This window comes from Cupriavidus pauculus, from assembly GCF_008801835.1.
In the GTDB taxonomy this organism is placed as follows: Bacteria; Pseudomonadota; Gammaproteobacteria; order Burkholderiales; family Burkholderiaceae; genus Cupriavidus; species Cupriavidus pauculus.
Map to the genome: position 1 here is coordinate 215,054 of NZ_VZOW01000001.1, position 14,124 is coordinate 229,177.

The following is a 14,124-nucleotide window of genomic DNA, read 5'->3' on the forward strand; positions in this document are numbered from 1 at the left end:
GCTTGACCTGATGCCGCGGTTTCGCCCGGGTATTGCGCGGCGCCCAAAGCCAGGCCGGGAGATCGACGTCAGGCAGCGGGCTTTCCCCCGGGCTTGCCGCCGGACGGACCCGCGCGCGTCACACGCGGCGTCGGGCACGGTGCGCAGCGCACTCACTATATATAGCGAGGGATGGCAGGGCACGGGCTTTTGGATGTTCAACGCCTCGAGCCGGCCATCGGAGTCGGCAATGGCCTCACGGCGGGGTTCGCTCGCAGCAAGACGCCTTAAAGGCGCTTGCGCGCGGCGGGGACGTAGCCGTCGTCGAGCGTTTTCAGGAAGGCCACCACGTCGCGGATCTCGGCATCGTTCAGGGCTGGCCTGGCGCCCGGCTTGCGGTCGAATGGCGGATCGACGTGGTCGACATTGCCGCGCAGCGCCATGGGCAGGTCATCGTAGAGCGTGACTTCGCTCGGGCTCCTGCCCGCGGCCGGATACCATCTGCCCGGCTTGAGATCCCGTTCCACATAGAATCGAACCACATCTTCCAGCCGGTGAAAGCGTCCGTTATGGAACCACGCGCCGCGCTTTGCGGTATTGCGCAACGAGGGGGTCTTGAACATGCCGCAGTAATCGGCGCGCTCGGCCTTGTCGGCGCGCTTGGGGCCGCACAGGCCAAGATCGAAATATGCGGGATCGGCGTTGGCCGCAATCTCCGGGTTGCGCGGCACGCCCAATGCGGCGAACTGGTAGTCGGTCAGCAGCGGATGCGAGCCGTCCGCGCGCTTGTCGATCAAATGGCAGGCCGCGCAGTTGCCTTTTTCGGGATCGGCAAACAGCCTGAGCCCGCGCATTTCGGCGGCGCTCAGTGCGGCCTTGCCGTCCAGATAGGCGTCGAACTTGCTGTCAAAGCGATGAAAGCTGGGGTCATCCAGTTCGAAGCGTTCGAGCGCGCGCATCGCCAGCGCAAATGCCTGCTCCGGTTGGTCGAACACGTTGGCGCCGAATGCGGCGCGGAAGGCGTCGGCATAGCTGGCGCGTGAAAGCTTTTCGACCACCGCGGCGCGGCTTTCGTTGGCCATCTCGTCAGGATCGAGCAGTGGCCCGGCGGCCTGGTCGTGCAGGCTGTTGAAGCGGCCATCCCACATCAAGCCGCCCTTGGGCGGGTTATCGGTTTCGGTCAGGCGCTCGGTCAGGCTTGCCGCCTGGGTATGAGTCCAGATCGGCGTGGCATTGAGCGTATAGGCCAGCGCCGGGGTGGCGCGCTTGCCCTGGCGATCGAGGTGGGGGCCGCCCAGTTGTACGGCCAGGCGGTTTGGCGGGCCGTAGCCATGATCGGGATCGTGGCAGCTGGCGCACGATTGGCGACCCGAGGCCGACAGCGTTGGGTCGAAAAACATCGCCTTGCCCAGACGCGCCAGCGTTGCGGCGTCGGGGTCGGCAGCGGCGGGCGCCATCCGCGCATCTGCGGAGGTGCCGCCCGGTGTGGATGCGGCGGTGCCGCTTGGAGTACTGGTGGCATGGCTGGCGCCGTGCCGGGGCTGGCATCCGGCAAGCATGCCAAGACACAGCAGCCCAGCGCCCAGCCAGCGCAGAAAGGAAGAATGAGACGTCATGATGGCGAAAGCCGCCGGGGCGCACTGTCCCGCGGCGGCTGGGCGCGCCGGGCCGTTGCCGGCCGCGGCGGCGCGTCACAGGTTGGTGAACACGTCAGTGCCGAACGTGGCGAGCCCCTCCTGGCCTGCGTAGCCAAGGTATCCGCCAAGCTGGAAGATGTCCTCCAGCGTCTTGAGCATCGAGTAATGGTTGTACTGCGTGGTCGATACCGTACCGCCCTTGATGAACGGCGACAGCAGTACGGCGCCGGTGCGGTCTCCGCCGAAGTTCTGCGTCAACAATTCGATGTCGTACGGGTAGTGCGACACGGATGCCGGGAAGGTTTGCGAGATCGGGAACGACGGTGCCGGTACGTTCGGCCCGGCCTGCTGGTTGCAGCAGGTGTTGCCGGAGAACGCCATGGTCAGCTTCGGGGGCGTGGTCGAGTTGTCCAGCGACTGCGTGGCGTACGAGCTTTCGTCGAAATTGATGATGATCAGCCCGTCTTTCTGGTACGCCGGCGATGCCATGATCATCGGCACCCATTTCTGCAGGAATGCATCGGCGGAAACCAGGCCGCCCGGATCGCCATTCACGCAGGTGCTGCTGCCGCCGTCGTGGCCGTCGTTGCACAGGTTTGGCGTGATGAACGTGAAGTTCCGCGTGGTGTCGATCGACTTCAAATCATCGCTGAGCTTGTTCAGATTGACGACATTGGTGGCGCAATCGGGCGAATCGATGATCGAGTGGAAATACATGAACGGGTTGTGGCGCGTCGCGTACTGGTCGGCAGGCAGACCGCCGCTGGTAGCGGCCTGCGCAGCCTGCGTGCCGTCCGTGGTATTCAGCGCCGGATGGCCGCAGGTGGCGCTTTCACGCGACGGATCGTTGCCCATGTCTTCCATATAGCCGCGCCACGCCAGGTTGGCGGCCTTGAGCTGGTCGGGCAGGGTCTTGATCGAAGCCGGATACACGCACCCGGTGCCGATCGCCTGACCGTGATCGCCCATGCCGGTCAAGGCAAAGTCCTTGTAGACCATGCAGTCCATTTGCGTATCGGCGGTGATGGCTTGGCCGCTGATCATGGCGATGTAGTTGCCCAGGCTGACGTGGGTGGTGCCGAAGTACTGTTGCAGGTGTGCGCCCTGGGCCGTGAGTGTCTTGGACAAATACAGCGCTTTCGACGTTGCAGAAAATGTCGTGGCGTAATTCTCGTTTTCCAGCGTGATCACAAACACGTGCTTGATCGACTGGATCGTCTTTGGCGCGGGCGCCACAACGGCGGGCGTGGTGTTGTCCGCCGCCTTGTTGTCGTCGGATCCGCATGCCGTGACGGCCAATGCGGCCGCTACGGCAGACAGGGCGCACAGCGCGGCCGGCCAGCGCGTGCGGAGAAGCTTGAACATGTGGAAGTCCTTGTCGTTTTTGGAAGCGCGCCGTCCCCGTTGGCTCCGGGACAGTCGCGCGGACGACATATAAACAAACTTGTATGTTTCTTTTGTGACATGCGACGAATTGGTTGAATACTCAACTTGTCGCAATGACGTTATCGCTACAATCCACGCATGCCGACACAAGCCGAACGAAGCGCCTTCACACGTCAGGCGCTGATCGATGCCGCTACCACATTGCTGATCGAGCAAGGCTATGCCGCCTTTGGCGAGGCCCGCGTCTGCGAGCTCGCCGGCATCAGTCGCGGATCGCTGCGCCATCAGTTTCCGGAAGGGCGCTACGACCTGCTGCCCGCGATGGTCGAAGCTCTGCTTGATACCGAGGTCCGACGCCTGGCCGCGCTGGGCCCGATGTCGGCGCGCGTACGCCTGCACCTGATGCTGCATATGCTGGTGCAGCGCCGGCAGCGGCATACCTCGGTGGCAATCCTTGAAGTCTGGATGGCGGCACGCGGCGACCAGCGCCTGGCCGACGCCGTTGGGCCGCTGCTGGCCACGGTGCCAGAGCGGCTTTTCGGCCAGGGCCCGTCCGACAAGTCGTATCCCGAGGTGCTGGCGTTGCGGTTGTTCCTGCACGGCGCCACGCTGCACAGCTTCGCTGCCGACTACAGCCGCGACCGGCTGGTCGAATCGGTGCAATGGCTGCTCGGGCGGTTGCAGGCGCCGCCGGAATTGCCCGATGTGCTGGCGCGCATCGCCGCGATGCAGCGCCAGGCCGGGGCGGCGTCCACGTCGGCCGTTTCCTGATTCTTCCGACCGCTCCGTAAATACTTTACTAAAGTTCTTGCTTAACTATCGCGCGTCGATATACTAAAGGACATGCTTAACTATTCCACTTCTCCGGATCCGCTTGATGCAACCTTTCAGGCGTTGGCAGACACCACGCGGCGCACGATGCTTGCGCAACTGGCTCGCGGGCCGCTGTCGGTGACTGAACTGGCGCGGCCGCTGGCCATGTCGCTGCCGGCCGTAATGCAGCACCTGTCCGTGCTGGAACAGGCCGGGCTGGTCAACACGCAGAAAGTGGGGCGGGTGCGCACCTGCCGAATGGCGCCACATGCGCTAAGCGAGGCCGAGCAATGGATCACCGCGCGGCGCGCGGAATGGGAAGGCCATTTCGATCGACTGGGCGAGTACCTGGAAACCATGAAAAAGGAGGCAGCATCCGATGGCAACCGCAACTGAAACGCGCGAAGCCGCGCAACAGCGTCAAGACCCGAGCCCATCCCTGACCGTATCGCGCGCCTTCAATGCGCCGCGCGATCTGGTGTTCAAGGCATGGAGCGCCGCAGAACACCTGAAGCAGTGGTTTTGCCCGCAGGGATACACCGTGCCTGAGTGCGAGATCGATTTCCATCCCGGCGGCAAGTTCGACCTCTGCATGCGGTCGCAAGGCGGCGAGTCCGAGCACTGGATTCGCGGGCACTACGTCGAAATCATGCCGCACGCGCGCTTGGTGATCGACATGTCCGTAGTGACCACCGAGGGCAAGCCGCTGTTCAACGCTCACACCGCGGTCGGCTTTGAAACCATCTGCGGCGGCACCGAAATGACGGTGACCCAGCAATACACCTTGCTCGATGCCACGGCGGGCGATTTCACGCGCGGCGCGGAGCAAGGCTGGTTACAGACGCTGGACCGGCTGGAAAAGACGGTTGCGCGGATCAGCGCGGAAACACCGCCGCGGTCCGTGGCGCACAGCACGTTCTCGATCCAGCGCACCTACGACGCACCGCCGGCGCTGGTATTCCGCGCGCTGAGCGATCCGGCGGCAAAGGGCCAGTGGTTTCATGGTGGTTCAGGCTATACAGAGGTGTCGCGCTCGATGGATGTACGGCCCGGCGGGCGCGAGCATCTGCAGGGCAAGTGGGACAACGGCATGGTGTCGACGTTCGATGCCGTGTATTTCGACGTGATCCCCAACGAGCGGCTGGTCTACAGCTATGAGATGCACATGGGCGCGCGCAAGATCTCGGTGTCGCTGGCCACGTTCGAGATCAAGCCGGCCGGTCAAGGCACGCAGCTTACGCTGACCGAGCATGGTGCGTTTCTCGATGGCTATGACGATGCCGGATCGCGCGAACACGGGATGGGCCTGTTGCTCGACGCGCTTGGCGCATGGGCAACGGAGCAGGCAAAGCGCCCGGGCTGAGCACGCGATCGAAAAAAAGCCGCGCCCGGAAATCGGGCGCGGCACAAGGTCTCAAGAAAACGAAGCAGTAATGCGAGCGTGGAGGGCGTGAGCCCGTCAGGCGGTATGCGCCGGCGGGGCGGAAACGCCATGCAGGTCCATGCCGGCCAGGTTCATCGCCGCGGTACCGTGGGCGCCATCGGTATAGACGTCGCGTTTGCCCAGCGCGTTGGCGCCGTCCGTATAAACGTCGCGCTTGCCGATGGCGTTGGCGCCTTCGGTGTAGACGTCGCGCGTGCCGTTGTGCGTCGCGTAGCCGTAGCGGTCGGCCGGAACGCCGCGGTCTTGCATGCCCTGGCTGGTTTGCGCCGAGGCCAATGTGCAGGCGCAGAGCATCGTGGTAGCAAGCAGGGTCTTGATCGTGTAGTTGTGCATGTGGATCTTCAACTGATTGGGTGGACGGCGCATCGTGCGGGGGTGGGGAGTGGTGATGCGCCGTCCTGGACGCCTTGTGGGCGATGTCGCATCGGAGTGGTGCGGCACGGGACGAAGTGTAGTCACGCCGCATCATTCATGTGATGATTTAAAAATCAATTTTTCATTCGATTTTTTCATGTGTCTGCAACGTGACGTCAAGCACGGTCAGCGCGCTGGCAACGTCGGCGGCCAGGTTCCGATCCTGCAGGCAGGCCATTTCGGCTAACGACGCCTGAATCCACGGATGCAGCGCCGGCGGCACGACCAGAGGCGCTCCCGACTTCACGCGCGCGCGGAAATGCCGTGCCACGATGCTCAGGACGCGACGGACGGGTTTGCGCGCGTGGGGCGGCAGCGCCGGCAACGCGCGCTGCAACGCGAGCGTGCAATAGCCGATCTGCAATTCGGTGAAACCGTCCGATGCAATGCGTCCCCGGCTGGCGCCGAGCCGGGGCATCAATTGCCCCAGTCGGTCGAACATGCGCGCACCAACCTGGGTGTGAGTGTCGGCGCCGCGCCGGGTAGCCGCACGCGCAAGGTCCTGCCAACTGGCGCGAATCAGCCGGCGGGCCGCCACATGGGCGCCAAACGGACGGGCCAGCATCGCCCACAGCGGCGCGAATACCATTGCCGCGGCGTTGGCCAGATTGGCGTTGAAGAGCCCGACGAAATTGACGTCATAGACGCTCTGCACATTGGCGAATGACGCCGTATTGACCGACAGCAGCATCGCGATCAGATTGAAGCCGGGTCGCGTGATCAGCATGCCGATGCCGAGGTACGGCACGGCCAGCATGCCCGTGAGCGCTTCGAAGGTCTGCGCATGCGGGATGACCAGGAACAGATAGAACGACGAGATCAGCAGGCAGACGGTGGCCCAACGGATAAATGACCTGGCCACCGGGCGCGGCTCGTCGATCGTGGCAAAGAAGCAGCAGGCGATTGCCGCTACCGCCACCGGGCCGCCGCCATCCTCCCAGCCTGAAAAGATCCACAGCAGCCCAGCGCAGAACACGGCAAGCCCAGCCGAGGCCGCGCCGAACAACAGCATCGCGTGATCGTGGTACAGCGCCTGCGCGTCTGCGGCTTCAGCGGCCTCAGTCGCCTGGGTGGCCCCGCTTGCCGCAAGCGACTCGGACCGTGACGTGCCGTTGTGATCGCCGATGGCTCGCTGCAGGGCGATGCAAGACTGCATCAACGCATCCTGGCGGGTTTGCAGATAGGCGGCGGTCTCTGCCAGCGCCGTGTGCGACAGCTTATGTCCGGGCTCGCCGCGCATCGCATGCAGCACGCTTTCCCAACCGGACAGCACGGGCATCAGACGCGACATCCGCGCCCGTAACGCGCGCGCGTGCGACAGCGTCTGCTGGCTGCCGGCGTCGAATGACATCTGCGCGATCAACTGGTCCAGCGCCAGCATGTCCGCCGCCAGCCGGTGGCGGCTGGCGGCCGCGCGGGGATTGGCGCGCACGATATCGGCAGCCCAGGCCGCGGCGTCATCGAGCCAGACTTGCGTGCGTTCGCGCAGCGCGCTGGCCACGTTGGCGGGAAACACGATGGCCCCAACCAGCGCGGCGCAGACAATGCCGATCACGATTTCCTCGATGCGCGCCACGGCAATGTCGAAGATGTCGGCGGGGTGCATCACGGCCGGCAGCGCCACGATCGGCAATGTATAGGCTGCCAGCAAGAACACATAGCTGCGCGGCGACCGCTGCAGCAGCGACAGGTAGACCAGCAGCATGATCCATAGCGCTATCGCACCCATCAGCACGATCGGCATGTTCACCAACTGCGGCACCGTGACGACCGCGGCGGTGGCGCCCAGCAATGTCCCGAGCACGCGGTAGGTCGCCTTCGAGCGCGTGGCGCCGGTCAGCGGATTGGAGACGAAATAGACGGTGGCCATGGCCCAGAAAGGGCGCGGCAGTCCGAAAAACAGCGCGATATACAGCGCCAGCATCGCGGCCGCGAATGCCTTCAGCGAAAACAGCCACTGTCGGGCATGCGGCCAGCCAGCCATGGTTGTGATGTGCCGGTGGTCCGGCATTGTGGTGAATAGGAGGGCGTAGGACGGCAAGTGTAGCCCCGCTGCAAATATTCACGTCATGATTTAAAATTCCAGCTTCTATTCGGAATATTCATGGAATGCGCTCATGCCGATCGATATCCGCGCGCTTCGCTACTTCGTTGAAACGGCTCGACTGAAGAGCTTCACGCAGGCCGCGGCGTCGCTCTATGTCACGCAGTCAACCATCAGCAAGATGGTCAAGCAACTGGAAGACGAGGTTGGACAACCGCTGTTGATTCGGGAAGGCAAGACCGTGCGGCTGACCGACGTGGGCCGTGTGGTGTATGACCGGGGCCAGGAAGCGCTGGGTGTGGTACATCGGCTGACGCTCGAGGTGGCTGACCTGTCGTCGCTCGGGCGCGGACAGTTGACCGTCGGCATCCCGCCGATGGTGAACCTGTTTTTCTCGCCAGCGGTCAGCGCGTTCCGCAAGCGGTATCCCAATCTGCAGTTGATTCTCTCCGAGCATGGCGGGCAGGTGGTGGAGCAGCAGGTGGCAAGCGGGGAACTGGAAGTGGGCGCCACGGTATTGCCCGGCGACAGCGGCCTGCAGCTGGAAACGCGCGCGTTTGCGAAATATCCGATCTGGGCGGTCGGGCCGCATCGCGCGGCGTGGGCCAGTGGACGCACCGTCACGCTCGAAGCGCTGCGCCACGAGCCGCTGATCCTGTTGACCGAAGATTTCTCGCTGACGCGCAAGCTGCGTCAGGCGTTTATGGAGGCCCGCATCGATCCGCATGTGGTGGCGCAAAGCGGCCACTGGGATTTCCTCGCGTCGATGGCCGCCGCCGGGCTTGGCACGACGTTCCTGCCCGAGCCGCTGCTGTCGCGGCTGGAAACGCGCGACAAGTTGGCCGTAGCACGGCTGACGGAGCCGACCATGGACTGGGCGCTGGCCCATATCTGGTCGCCGGGGCGCTATCTATCGCACGCGGCGCGCGCGTGGCTCGCCGTGTGCGAGGAAGTTATGGGCCAGGCCTAGCGCGCCCGCAGCGCGTCGACGATATTGAGCCGCGACGCGCGCAACGCCGGCAGGAACCCGCCAATCCAGCCCATCGCCATCGAAAACAACAGCGTCTTGGCGACGATTGCCGGCGTCAGCAGGAAGCGGAACGACAACTCGGAGAAGGTCTGGAAATTTGTGGTCGAGAACGATGCAAACTGCATCAGCGACGCACAAAGCAGCCCCGCGACACCGCCAACCAGCCCCAGCAATCCCGCTTCGATCAGGAATGCCATCAGCACACTCTTGCGCTGGAATCCCAACGCGCGCAGCGTGCCGATCTCGCCGACGCGATTGGCCACCGACGCGTACATCGTGATCATCGCCCCGATCATCGCCGCCACCGAAAAGATCGTGGTCAGCGTCAGCCCCAGAATATTGATGAATGCCGACAGCGCCTTGGACTGGTCGCTGTAGAACTGCTGCTCGCGCTTCGCTTCGTTGGCCAGTCGCGGATCGACATCGATGTCGGTGCGGAACTTGTCGAAGGCGTCGGTTTCGGTCAGCCGTACCACCATCGACGAATAGGAGGTGCGCCGGAACGATTGCATCAACTGGTCCACATCGCCCCAGATCTCGGAATCGAAGCCGCTGCCGCCGGCGTCGAAATGGCCCACTACGGTCCAGTCGCGCTGCGCAAAGCGCAGATGATCGCCCACGCGCACGTTGCCGTAGCCCTTGGCGATGCCGCTGCCGACGATGATTTCCGCCGACCCCGGCTTGAACACCCGGCCCTCGGTCAGCCGGATCTGCGGGCGCATCGATACACCCAGCGGCGATACGCCGCGAATCACCACGTTCGACGGGGTCTGAGAGCCGGCCTTGGTCAGCGAGATCAGCACCACGGCCTCGCGCGACGACGTCGGACGGCCTTCCGATGTGAGCGCCACGGACGGATGCATTTCCATCGCGGCCGCCTGGTCGCGCGTGATCGAACTCTGGATTTCCGTTTCGGCGCCTTTGCGGATCACTACGACGTTGTCGCGCTCGCCGGTGGTCACCAGCGTCTGCTTCAGGCCAGCATCGAGCATCAGCATGGTGGCGAAGACAAATACCACCAGCGCCAGCCCGCCGGCGGTCAGCGCCGTGGTCAGGCGCCGGGCCCACACGTTGCGCGCGATGTATTGGAGCGGAATCGCCATCTGCGCCTATCCGATTGCCCGCAGGCCTTCGACGATGCGCACGCGCGCGGCCTGCACGGCCGGCACGATCGCCGCAGCCAGCCCCACCACCAGTGCGCAGCCAGCCTGCATCGCCATGGTTTCATGCGACACCGTGAACACCGGAAACACACCGCCCACGGCCTGCTTGAAGAAACTCGCCGCGGGCGGCGTCAGGAGCATGCCGATCGCGCCGCCCAGCGCGCTGATGATCAGCGATTCTCCGAACACCAGCATCGACAGGAAGCCGGCGCGAAACCCGAGCGCCTTGAGCGTCGCGTATTCGGTGATCCGCTCGCGCGCGCTCATCGCCATCGCATTGGCCATCACCGCCATCACGATCACGATCACCACATACGACACCACGCGAATTGCCGCGATAATCTGGTTGGACATCGCCACGAAGCCAAGCTGGAACGCCTGCTCGGTTTCGGTCAGCGTTTCGGCCAGCGAGTTCTTGAACACGTTGTCGACCGCGCGGGAAATGCCCGCGGCATTGTCGGGATTGTCGACGCCCAGCACGAACACGCCCACCTGGTCGGCCTGGCGCGGGTTCCTCTTGCGCACCGATTCGTTCAGGTAGTCCCAGTGAAAGATCATGTGGCGCGTGATCGTGCTTTCGTCGCGCCCATCGATGATGCCGCGCACGACAAAATCCCAGGTGCCCGGATAGATCGTGCCCTTGAGCGGAATGACATCGCCGACCTTGAAGCCGTAGGAATCGGCTAACTGGCGGCCCACCAGCGCGCCGCGCCGGTCGCGCTGGTAGTCGGCGCGTTGCTCGGCCGGGACGATGTATTCGGGATACAGGTCCAGATAGTTGTCCGATACCGCAAACTGCGCGAAAAAGTTCTTGGGATCGCGATAGATGCCGGCAAACCAATTGGAACGCGCCACCAGCGTCACACCATCCACGCCCTTGATCCGGTATTCGTAATTGAGGGGCAGCGCAAACGTCAGCGAGATGGCGTTCCGCGTGATGAGGCGCGCGTTGGATGCCGCGGACGCGCCGGCGTACCAGGCATCGACCACGGTCTGCAGCAGTCCGTAAGCCAGCACGGCGATCACCAGCCCGAGCACGGTCAACATCGTGCGCAGCTTGTGGCGCATCGCGTTGCGCGCGATCAGCTTGGTCACGAACATCGTCAGTCCCGGGGCGCCGGGCGGCGCTGTTCGGTATGCAGCAGCTCGCCTTTTTCAAGGTGAACCAGCGACTTTGCCGCCTCGGCCGCGTGGGCGTCGTGGGTGACCATGATGATGGTCTTGCCAAGGTCGGCGTTAAGCCGTTGCAGCATGGCCAGGATCTCGGTGGCCGACGAGCGGTCCAGGTCGCCAGTGGGTTCGTCGGCAACGATCAGTGTGGGGTCGGTGATCAGCGCCCGCGCAATGGCCACGCGCTGCTGCTGCCCTCCGGACAGCTCTGTGGGGTAGTGGTCCATGCGATCGGCCAGGTTGACCATGCGCAGCACCAGTTCCACGCGCTCGCGCCGCTCGGCGCGCGACAGTCGCGTCAGCATCAGCGGCAGTTCCACGTTTTCATAGGCGGTCAGCACCGGCATGAGGTTGTAGAACTGGAAAATGAAGCCGACGTGCGCGGCGCGCCAGTCGGCCAGCGACGCTTCGGGCAGCCCGGAGATATCGATGCCGCCGACCAGCAGCTCGCCACGGTCCGGACGATCGATGCCGGCGATCAGGTTCAACAGCGTGCTCTTGCCGGACCCGGACGGCCCCATCAGCGCAATGAAATCGCCTTCGGCGATATCGAGCGAGATGTCCGACAGCACGGGCACGGTTTGCGCGCCGCGCTGGTAAGACTTGGCCAGATGGCGGATCGAAACGAGGGGTTCGGCCATGTCTTACTTCTTGGCCAGCGTCACGCTGGCGCCATCCGCCAGCTTGTCAGCCGGCGCCAGCACCACGGTAGCGCCGGGCTTGATGCCCTGCACGGTTTGCAGTTCGCCGATCTTCGCGCCGCGCGTGACGGCGGTTTGCCGCACCTTGCCGTTGTCGATTACGAACACCACGGGCTTGCCATCGCGCTCGACCACGGCGGACGGCTGCACGGCCGGCAGCGGCGTGTTGTCCTGCGGCGGCACCGGCTTTGACAGGAAGGCGATCTTCGCGCTCATGTCGGGCAGCACGCGCTGGTCGCGGTCAACGAAGCGGATCTTGACCAATACGGTAGCCTTGGAGCGGTCCACGGTCGGCACGATGCGCGCCACGCGCCCCGCCATGCGCAGGCCGGGCAGGGCGTCGAGCAGGATTTCGCACGGCTGGTCCACCGTGATCCTGGCGATATTCGATTCGGCCACGTCGGCCTCGACCTCCAGCGTTTCCATGTCGGCAATCGTCACGATGGCGCCCTTGGTGTCGGCGGCGGCCGAGAACGGCGTGATGTTGTCGCCCACGTTGGCATGCTTGATCAGCACCACGCCGTCGAACGGCGCGCGGATCACCGTCTGCTCGACGGAGACTTCCGAGGCGCGGGCATTGGCCTTGGCCGAGACGATAGACGCCTGGGCATTGCTGATCGACGCGCGCGCCTTGTTGTAGCGGGCGAGGTCGGCGTCGTACTGCTGCTTGGAGATGGCCTTCGGTTCCAGCAGCATTTCGGAACGTTTCAGGTTGACTTCGGCGTCGCGCAGTTCGGCCTGCTGCAATTGCAGGTTGGCCTGGGCCACCTCCACCTGCGCACGCGCCTGCGCCGCCGATGCCTCGACGTCGCGGCTTTCCACGCGCGCGATGATCTCGTCTTTCTTGACCCGCGACCCTTCCAGCACGCCCAGCCATTCCAGCCGGCCCTGCGCCTTCGATGCCACGGCCGCCTTGCGCTGCGGCACCACGTATCCGGTGGCATTGAGCAGCGTGTAGTTCTGGGATGGGTAGGCGGTGGTGACGGTGGTGCTTTCCACGGGCTGCGGGCCCATCAATTTGACACCCACGCCGATCAGCGCCAGGAGGACCACGGTGATGATTGCGTAACGCCGCCACGGGCGCCGCCGCCGCTGCACGGGCGCCATGGCGCTACGGTCGATTTTCAGCTTGCTCAGGTCTTGATCGGCCAATTTGGGATCCTGCGGATGGAAAGCGCGAAAGTGCGCCGCGGGAGTTCTCGCTCCCGACGATGGGCGTCAAATATACAGGAATCGCAATTCAAACGGGGATTGCATCTACCTCAGGAATGGTGAAGTTTATTCGAAGGATCAGATATTGACGATCGCCTTTTTAAATTTGAAACAACGGAATAAACAACGCCCTTATTTAGACGAAGTGCCATTCTCGCTATGACAGCGGGTCTATAGACTTCGGCATCTAGCATCTATTCGGTTCGATTCAAGATCTCGATCCGGCAATCGCCGATGCTTCCCGGAAACGTCAGGTAATCTCCACACTGCTGGGCAGTGCACGTTGGCATTTTTGGGATTAATCATCAATCCGCTGGCATGTTTAGTCTGGCTTTCGTATGGCAATACCCGAAATGCAAAGTGCAATCAGTACAATCGAATTCGAACTCATCCCGTTTTCCCGAGCAATGGATGACGACCGTTTCGCATCCGCCGGCGTCGGCACGATCGCGAAATGGGTAATGGAATATCTGTGCCGGCCCCATCCCGAGCTCGGCCGCAAGGGCGTGGTCTGCCCGTGGACGCCGGTGGCAATTGCGCAGGATACGTTGTGGATCACCCGGATCGACGTTGCGGGATTAACCGCCCAGGCCGTCGATAATGCCATCGAAGCGCTGCTGGGAATTTATCGGGACCAGATTCCCACCGATGGTGACGAGGCGCGCCACAAAACCATTCTCACTATTATCGACCGACTCGACCGTCCGGCGGATGTTGCGGAAATTCATAAACGCATGAAGCCGGTATTTGTGGCGCAGGGTCTGATGCTGGGCGAGTTTTACGAAGGATGTGAAAAGCCCGGCATTCGGAATGCGAACTTCCATGCCCTGCAATCGCCATTGCCGTTGCTGGTGATTCGGGAAATGGTTGCGCTGGACGCGGTATTTCTCGCCGAGAAAAGAGCATTTCTCGACGATTATTTCACCAGGCACGGCGAGCATGGGCTGAACAAGATGAATGCCATGCTGCGGCCCGGGAGCCGTCTCGATATTCCACCGCATTGCGCCGAGGCGATGAAAGCGTACCTGGCCGAGCGCGCGCATTCGGTGGACGATCTGGACGCCCACGCGCCGTGACCGCGCGCGCAGGCGTGCCCGCGTCAGTTCCCGCATCGACAGGCGGCGGGGGCGC

General features: G+C 63.7%; 13 protein-coding genes. 5 read left to right on the plus strand and 8 right to left on the minus strand.

Annotated features, from left to right (window positions below):
* Positions 1-266: 266 nt before the first annotated feature.
* The gene (locus F7R19_RS00950) at positions 267-1,595 is read right to left on the minus strand and encodes a cytochrome-c peroxidase (RefSeq protein WP_223505723.1); all 1,329 of its coding nucleotides are present in this window, start codon (positions 1,593-1,595) and stop codon (positions 267-269) included.
* A 75-nt stretch (positions 1,596-1,670) separates the two neighbouring features.
* Positions 1,671-2,981 carry an alkaline phosphatase family protein gene (locus tag F7R19_RS00955; RefSeq protein ID WP_150979061.1) on the minus strand — a complete coding sequence of 437 codons (1,311 nt, stop codon included), beginning with the start codon at positions 2,979-2,981 and terminating at the stop codon, positions 1,671-1,673.
* 159 nt (positions 2,982-3,140) lie between these two features.
* Between F7R19_RS00955 and F7R19_RS00960 the strand changes: the two genes are divergently transcribed.
* From F7R19_RS00960 to F7R19_RS00970, 3 genes are all read left to right on the plus strand, one after another.
* Positions 3,141-3,773, plus strand: coding sequence for a TetR/AcrR family transcriptional regulator (locus tag F7R19_RS00960; RefSeq protein WP_150979062.1), 633 nt, complete (start codon positions 3,141-3,143; stop codon positions 3,771-3,773).
* Positions 3,774-3,845: 72 nt separating this feature from the next.
* Positions 3,846-4,211, plus strand: coding sequence for an ArsR/SmtB family transcription factor (locus F7R19_RS00965; protein ID WP_061955032.1), 366 nt, complete (start codon positions 3,846-3,848; stop codon positions 4,209-4,211).
* Positions 4,195-5,178 carry an SRPBCC family protein gene (locus F7R19_RS00970; protein ID WP_150979063.1) on the plus strand — a complete coding sequence of 328 codons (984 nt, stop codon included), beginning with the start codon at positions 4,195-4,197 and terminating at the stop codon, positions 5,176-5,178. The genes F7R19_RS00965 and F7R19_RS00970 overlap by 17 nt, the downstream gene beginning before the upstream one ends.
* A gap of 96 nt (positions 5,179-5,274) precedes the next feature.
* On the opposite strand, the gene F7R19_RS00975 is transcribed toward F7R19_RS00970, so the two are convergent.
* Positions 5,275-5,592, minus strand: coding sequence for a hypothetical protein (locus F7R19_RS00975; RefSeq protein WP_061955077.1), 318 nt, complete (start codon positions 5,590-5,592; stop codon positions 5,275-5,277).
* 163 nt (positions 5,593-5,755) lie between these two features.
* A complete protein-coding gene (locus F7R19_RS00980; protein ID WP_150979064.1) occupies positions 5,756-7,657 on the minus strand; it encodes an FUSC family protein in 1,902 nt (633 codons plus the stop codon).
* Positions 7,658-7,790: 133 nt separating this feature from the next.
* Here F7R19_RS00980 and F7R19_RS00985 point away from each other — a divergent pair, with 133 nt between their 5' ends.
* Positions 7,791-8,687, plus strand: coding sequence for a LysR family transcriptional regulator (locus F7R19_RS00985; RefSeq protein WP_061955038.1), 897 nt, complete (start codon positions 7,791-7,793; stop codon positions 8,685-8,687).
* On the opposite strand, the gene F7R19_RS00990 is transcribed toward F7R19_RS00985, so the two are convergent.
* The 4 genes from F7R19_RS00990 to F7R19_RS01005 are packed head-to-tail and all read right to left on the minus strand — an operon-like array spanning position 8,684 to position 12,933.
* Complete coding sequence (locus F7R19_RS00990; RefSeq protein WP_061955040.1) at positions 8,684-9,850, minus strand: ABC transporter permease; 1,167 nt, start codon at positions 9,848-9,850, stop codon at positions 8,684-8,686. The genes F7R19_RS00985 and F7R19_RS00990 overlap by 4 nt on opposite strands.
* Before the next feature lie 6 nt (positions 9,851-9,856).
* On the minus strand, positions 9,857-11,011 hold the full coding sequence (locus tag F7R19_RS00995) for an ABC transporter permease (RefSeq protein WP_061955042.1): 1,155 nt from the start codon (positions 11,009-11,011) through the stop codon (positions 9,857-9,859).
* A gap of 2 nt (positions 11,012-11,013) precedes the next feature.
* Positions 11,014-11,721 carry an ABC transporter ATP-binding protein gene (locus F7R19_RS01000; RefSeq protein ID WP_150979065.1) on the minus strand — a complete coding sequence of 236 codons (708 nt, stop codon included), beginning with the start codon at positions 11,719-11,721 and terminating at the stop codon, positions 11,014-11,016.
* Between the two features lie 3 nt (positions 11,722-11,724).
* Positions 11,725-12,933, minus strand: coding sequence for an efflux RND transporter periplasmic adaptor subunit (locus tag F7R19_RS01005; RefSeq protein WP_150979066.1), 1,209 nt, complete (start codon positions 12,931-12,933; stop codon positions 11,725-11,727).
* 413 nt (positions 12,934-13,346) lie between these two features.
* Here F7R19_RS01005 and F7R19_RS01010 point away from each other — a divergent pair, with 413 nt between their 5' ends.
* Entirely contained in the window at positions 13,347-14,069 is a 723-nt protein-coding gene (locus F7R19_RS01010; RefSeq protein ID WP_150979067.1) for a DUF6875 domain-containing protein, read from the plus strand.
* Positions 14,070-14,124: the final 55 nt, after the last annotated feature.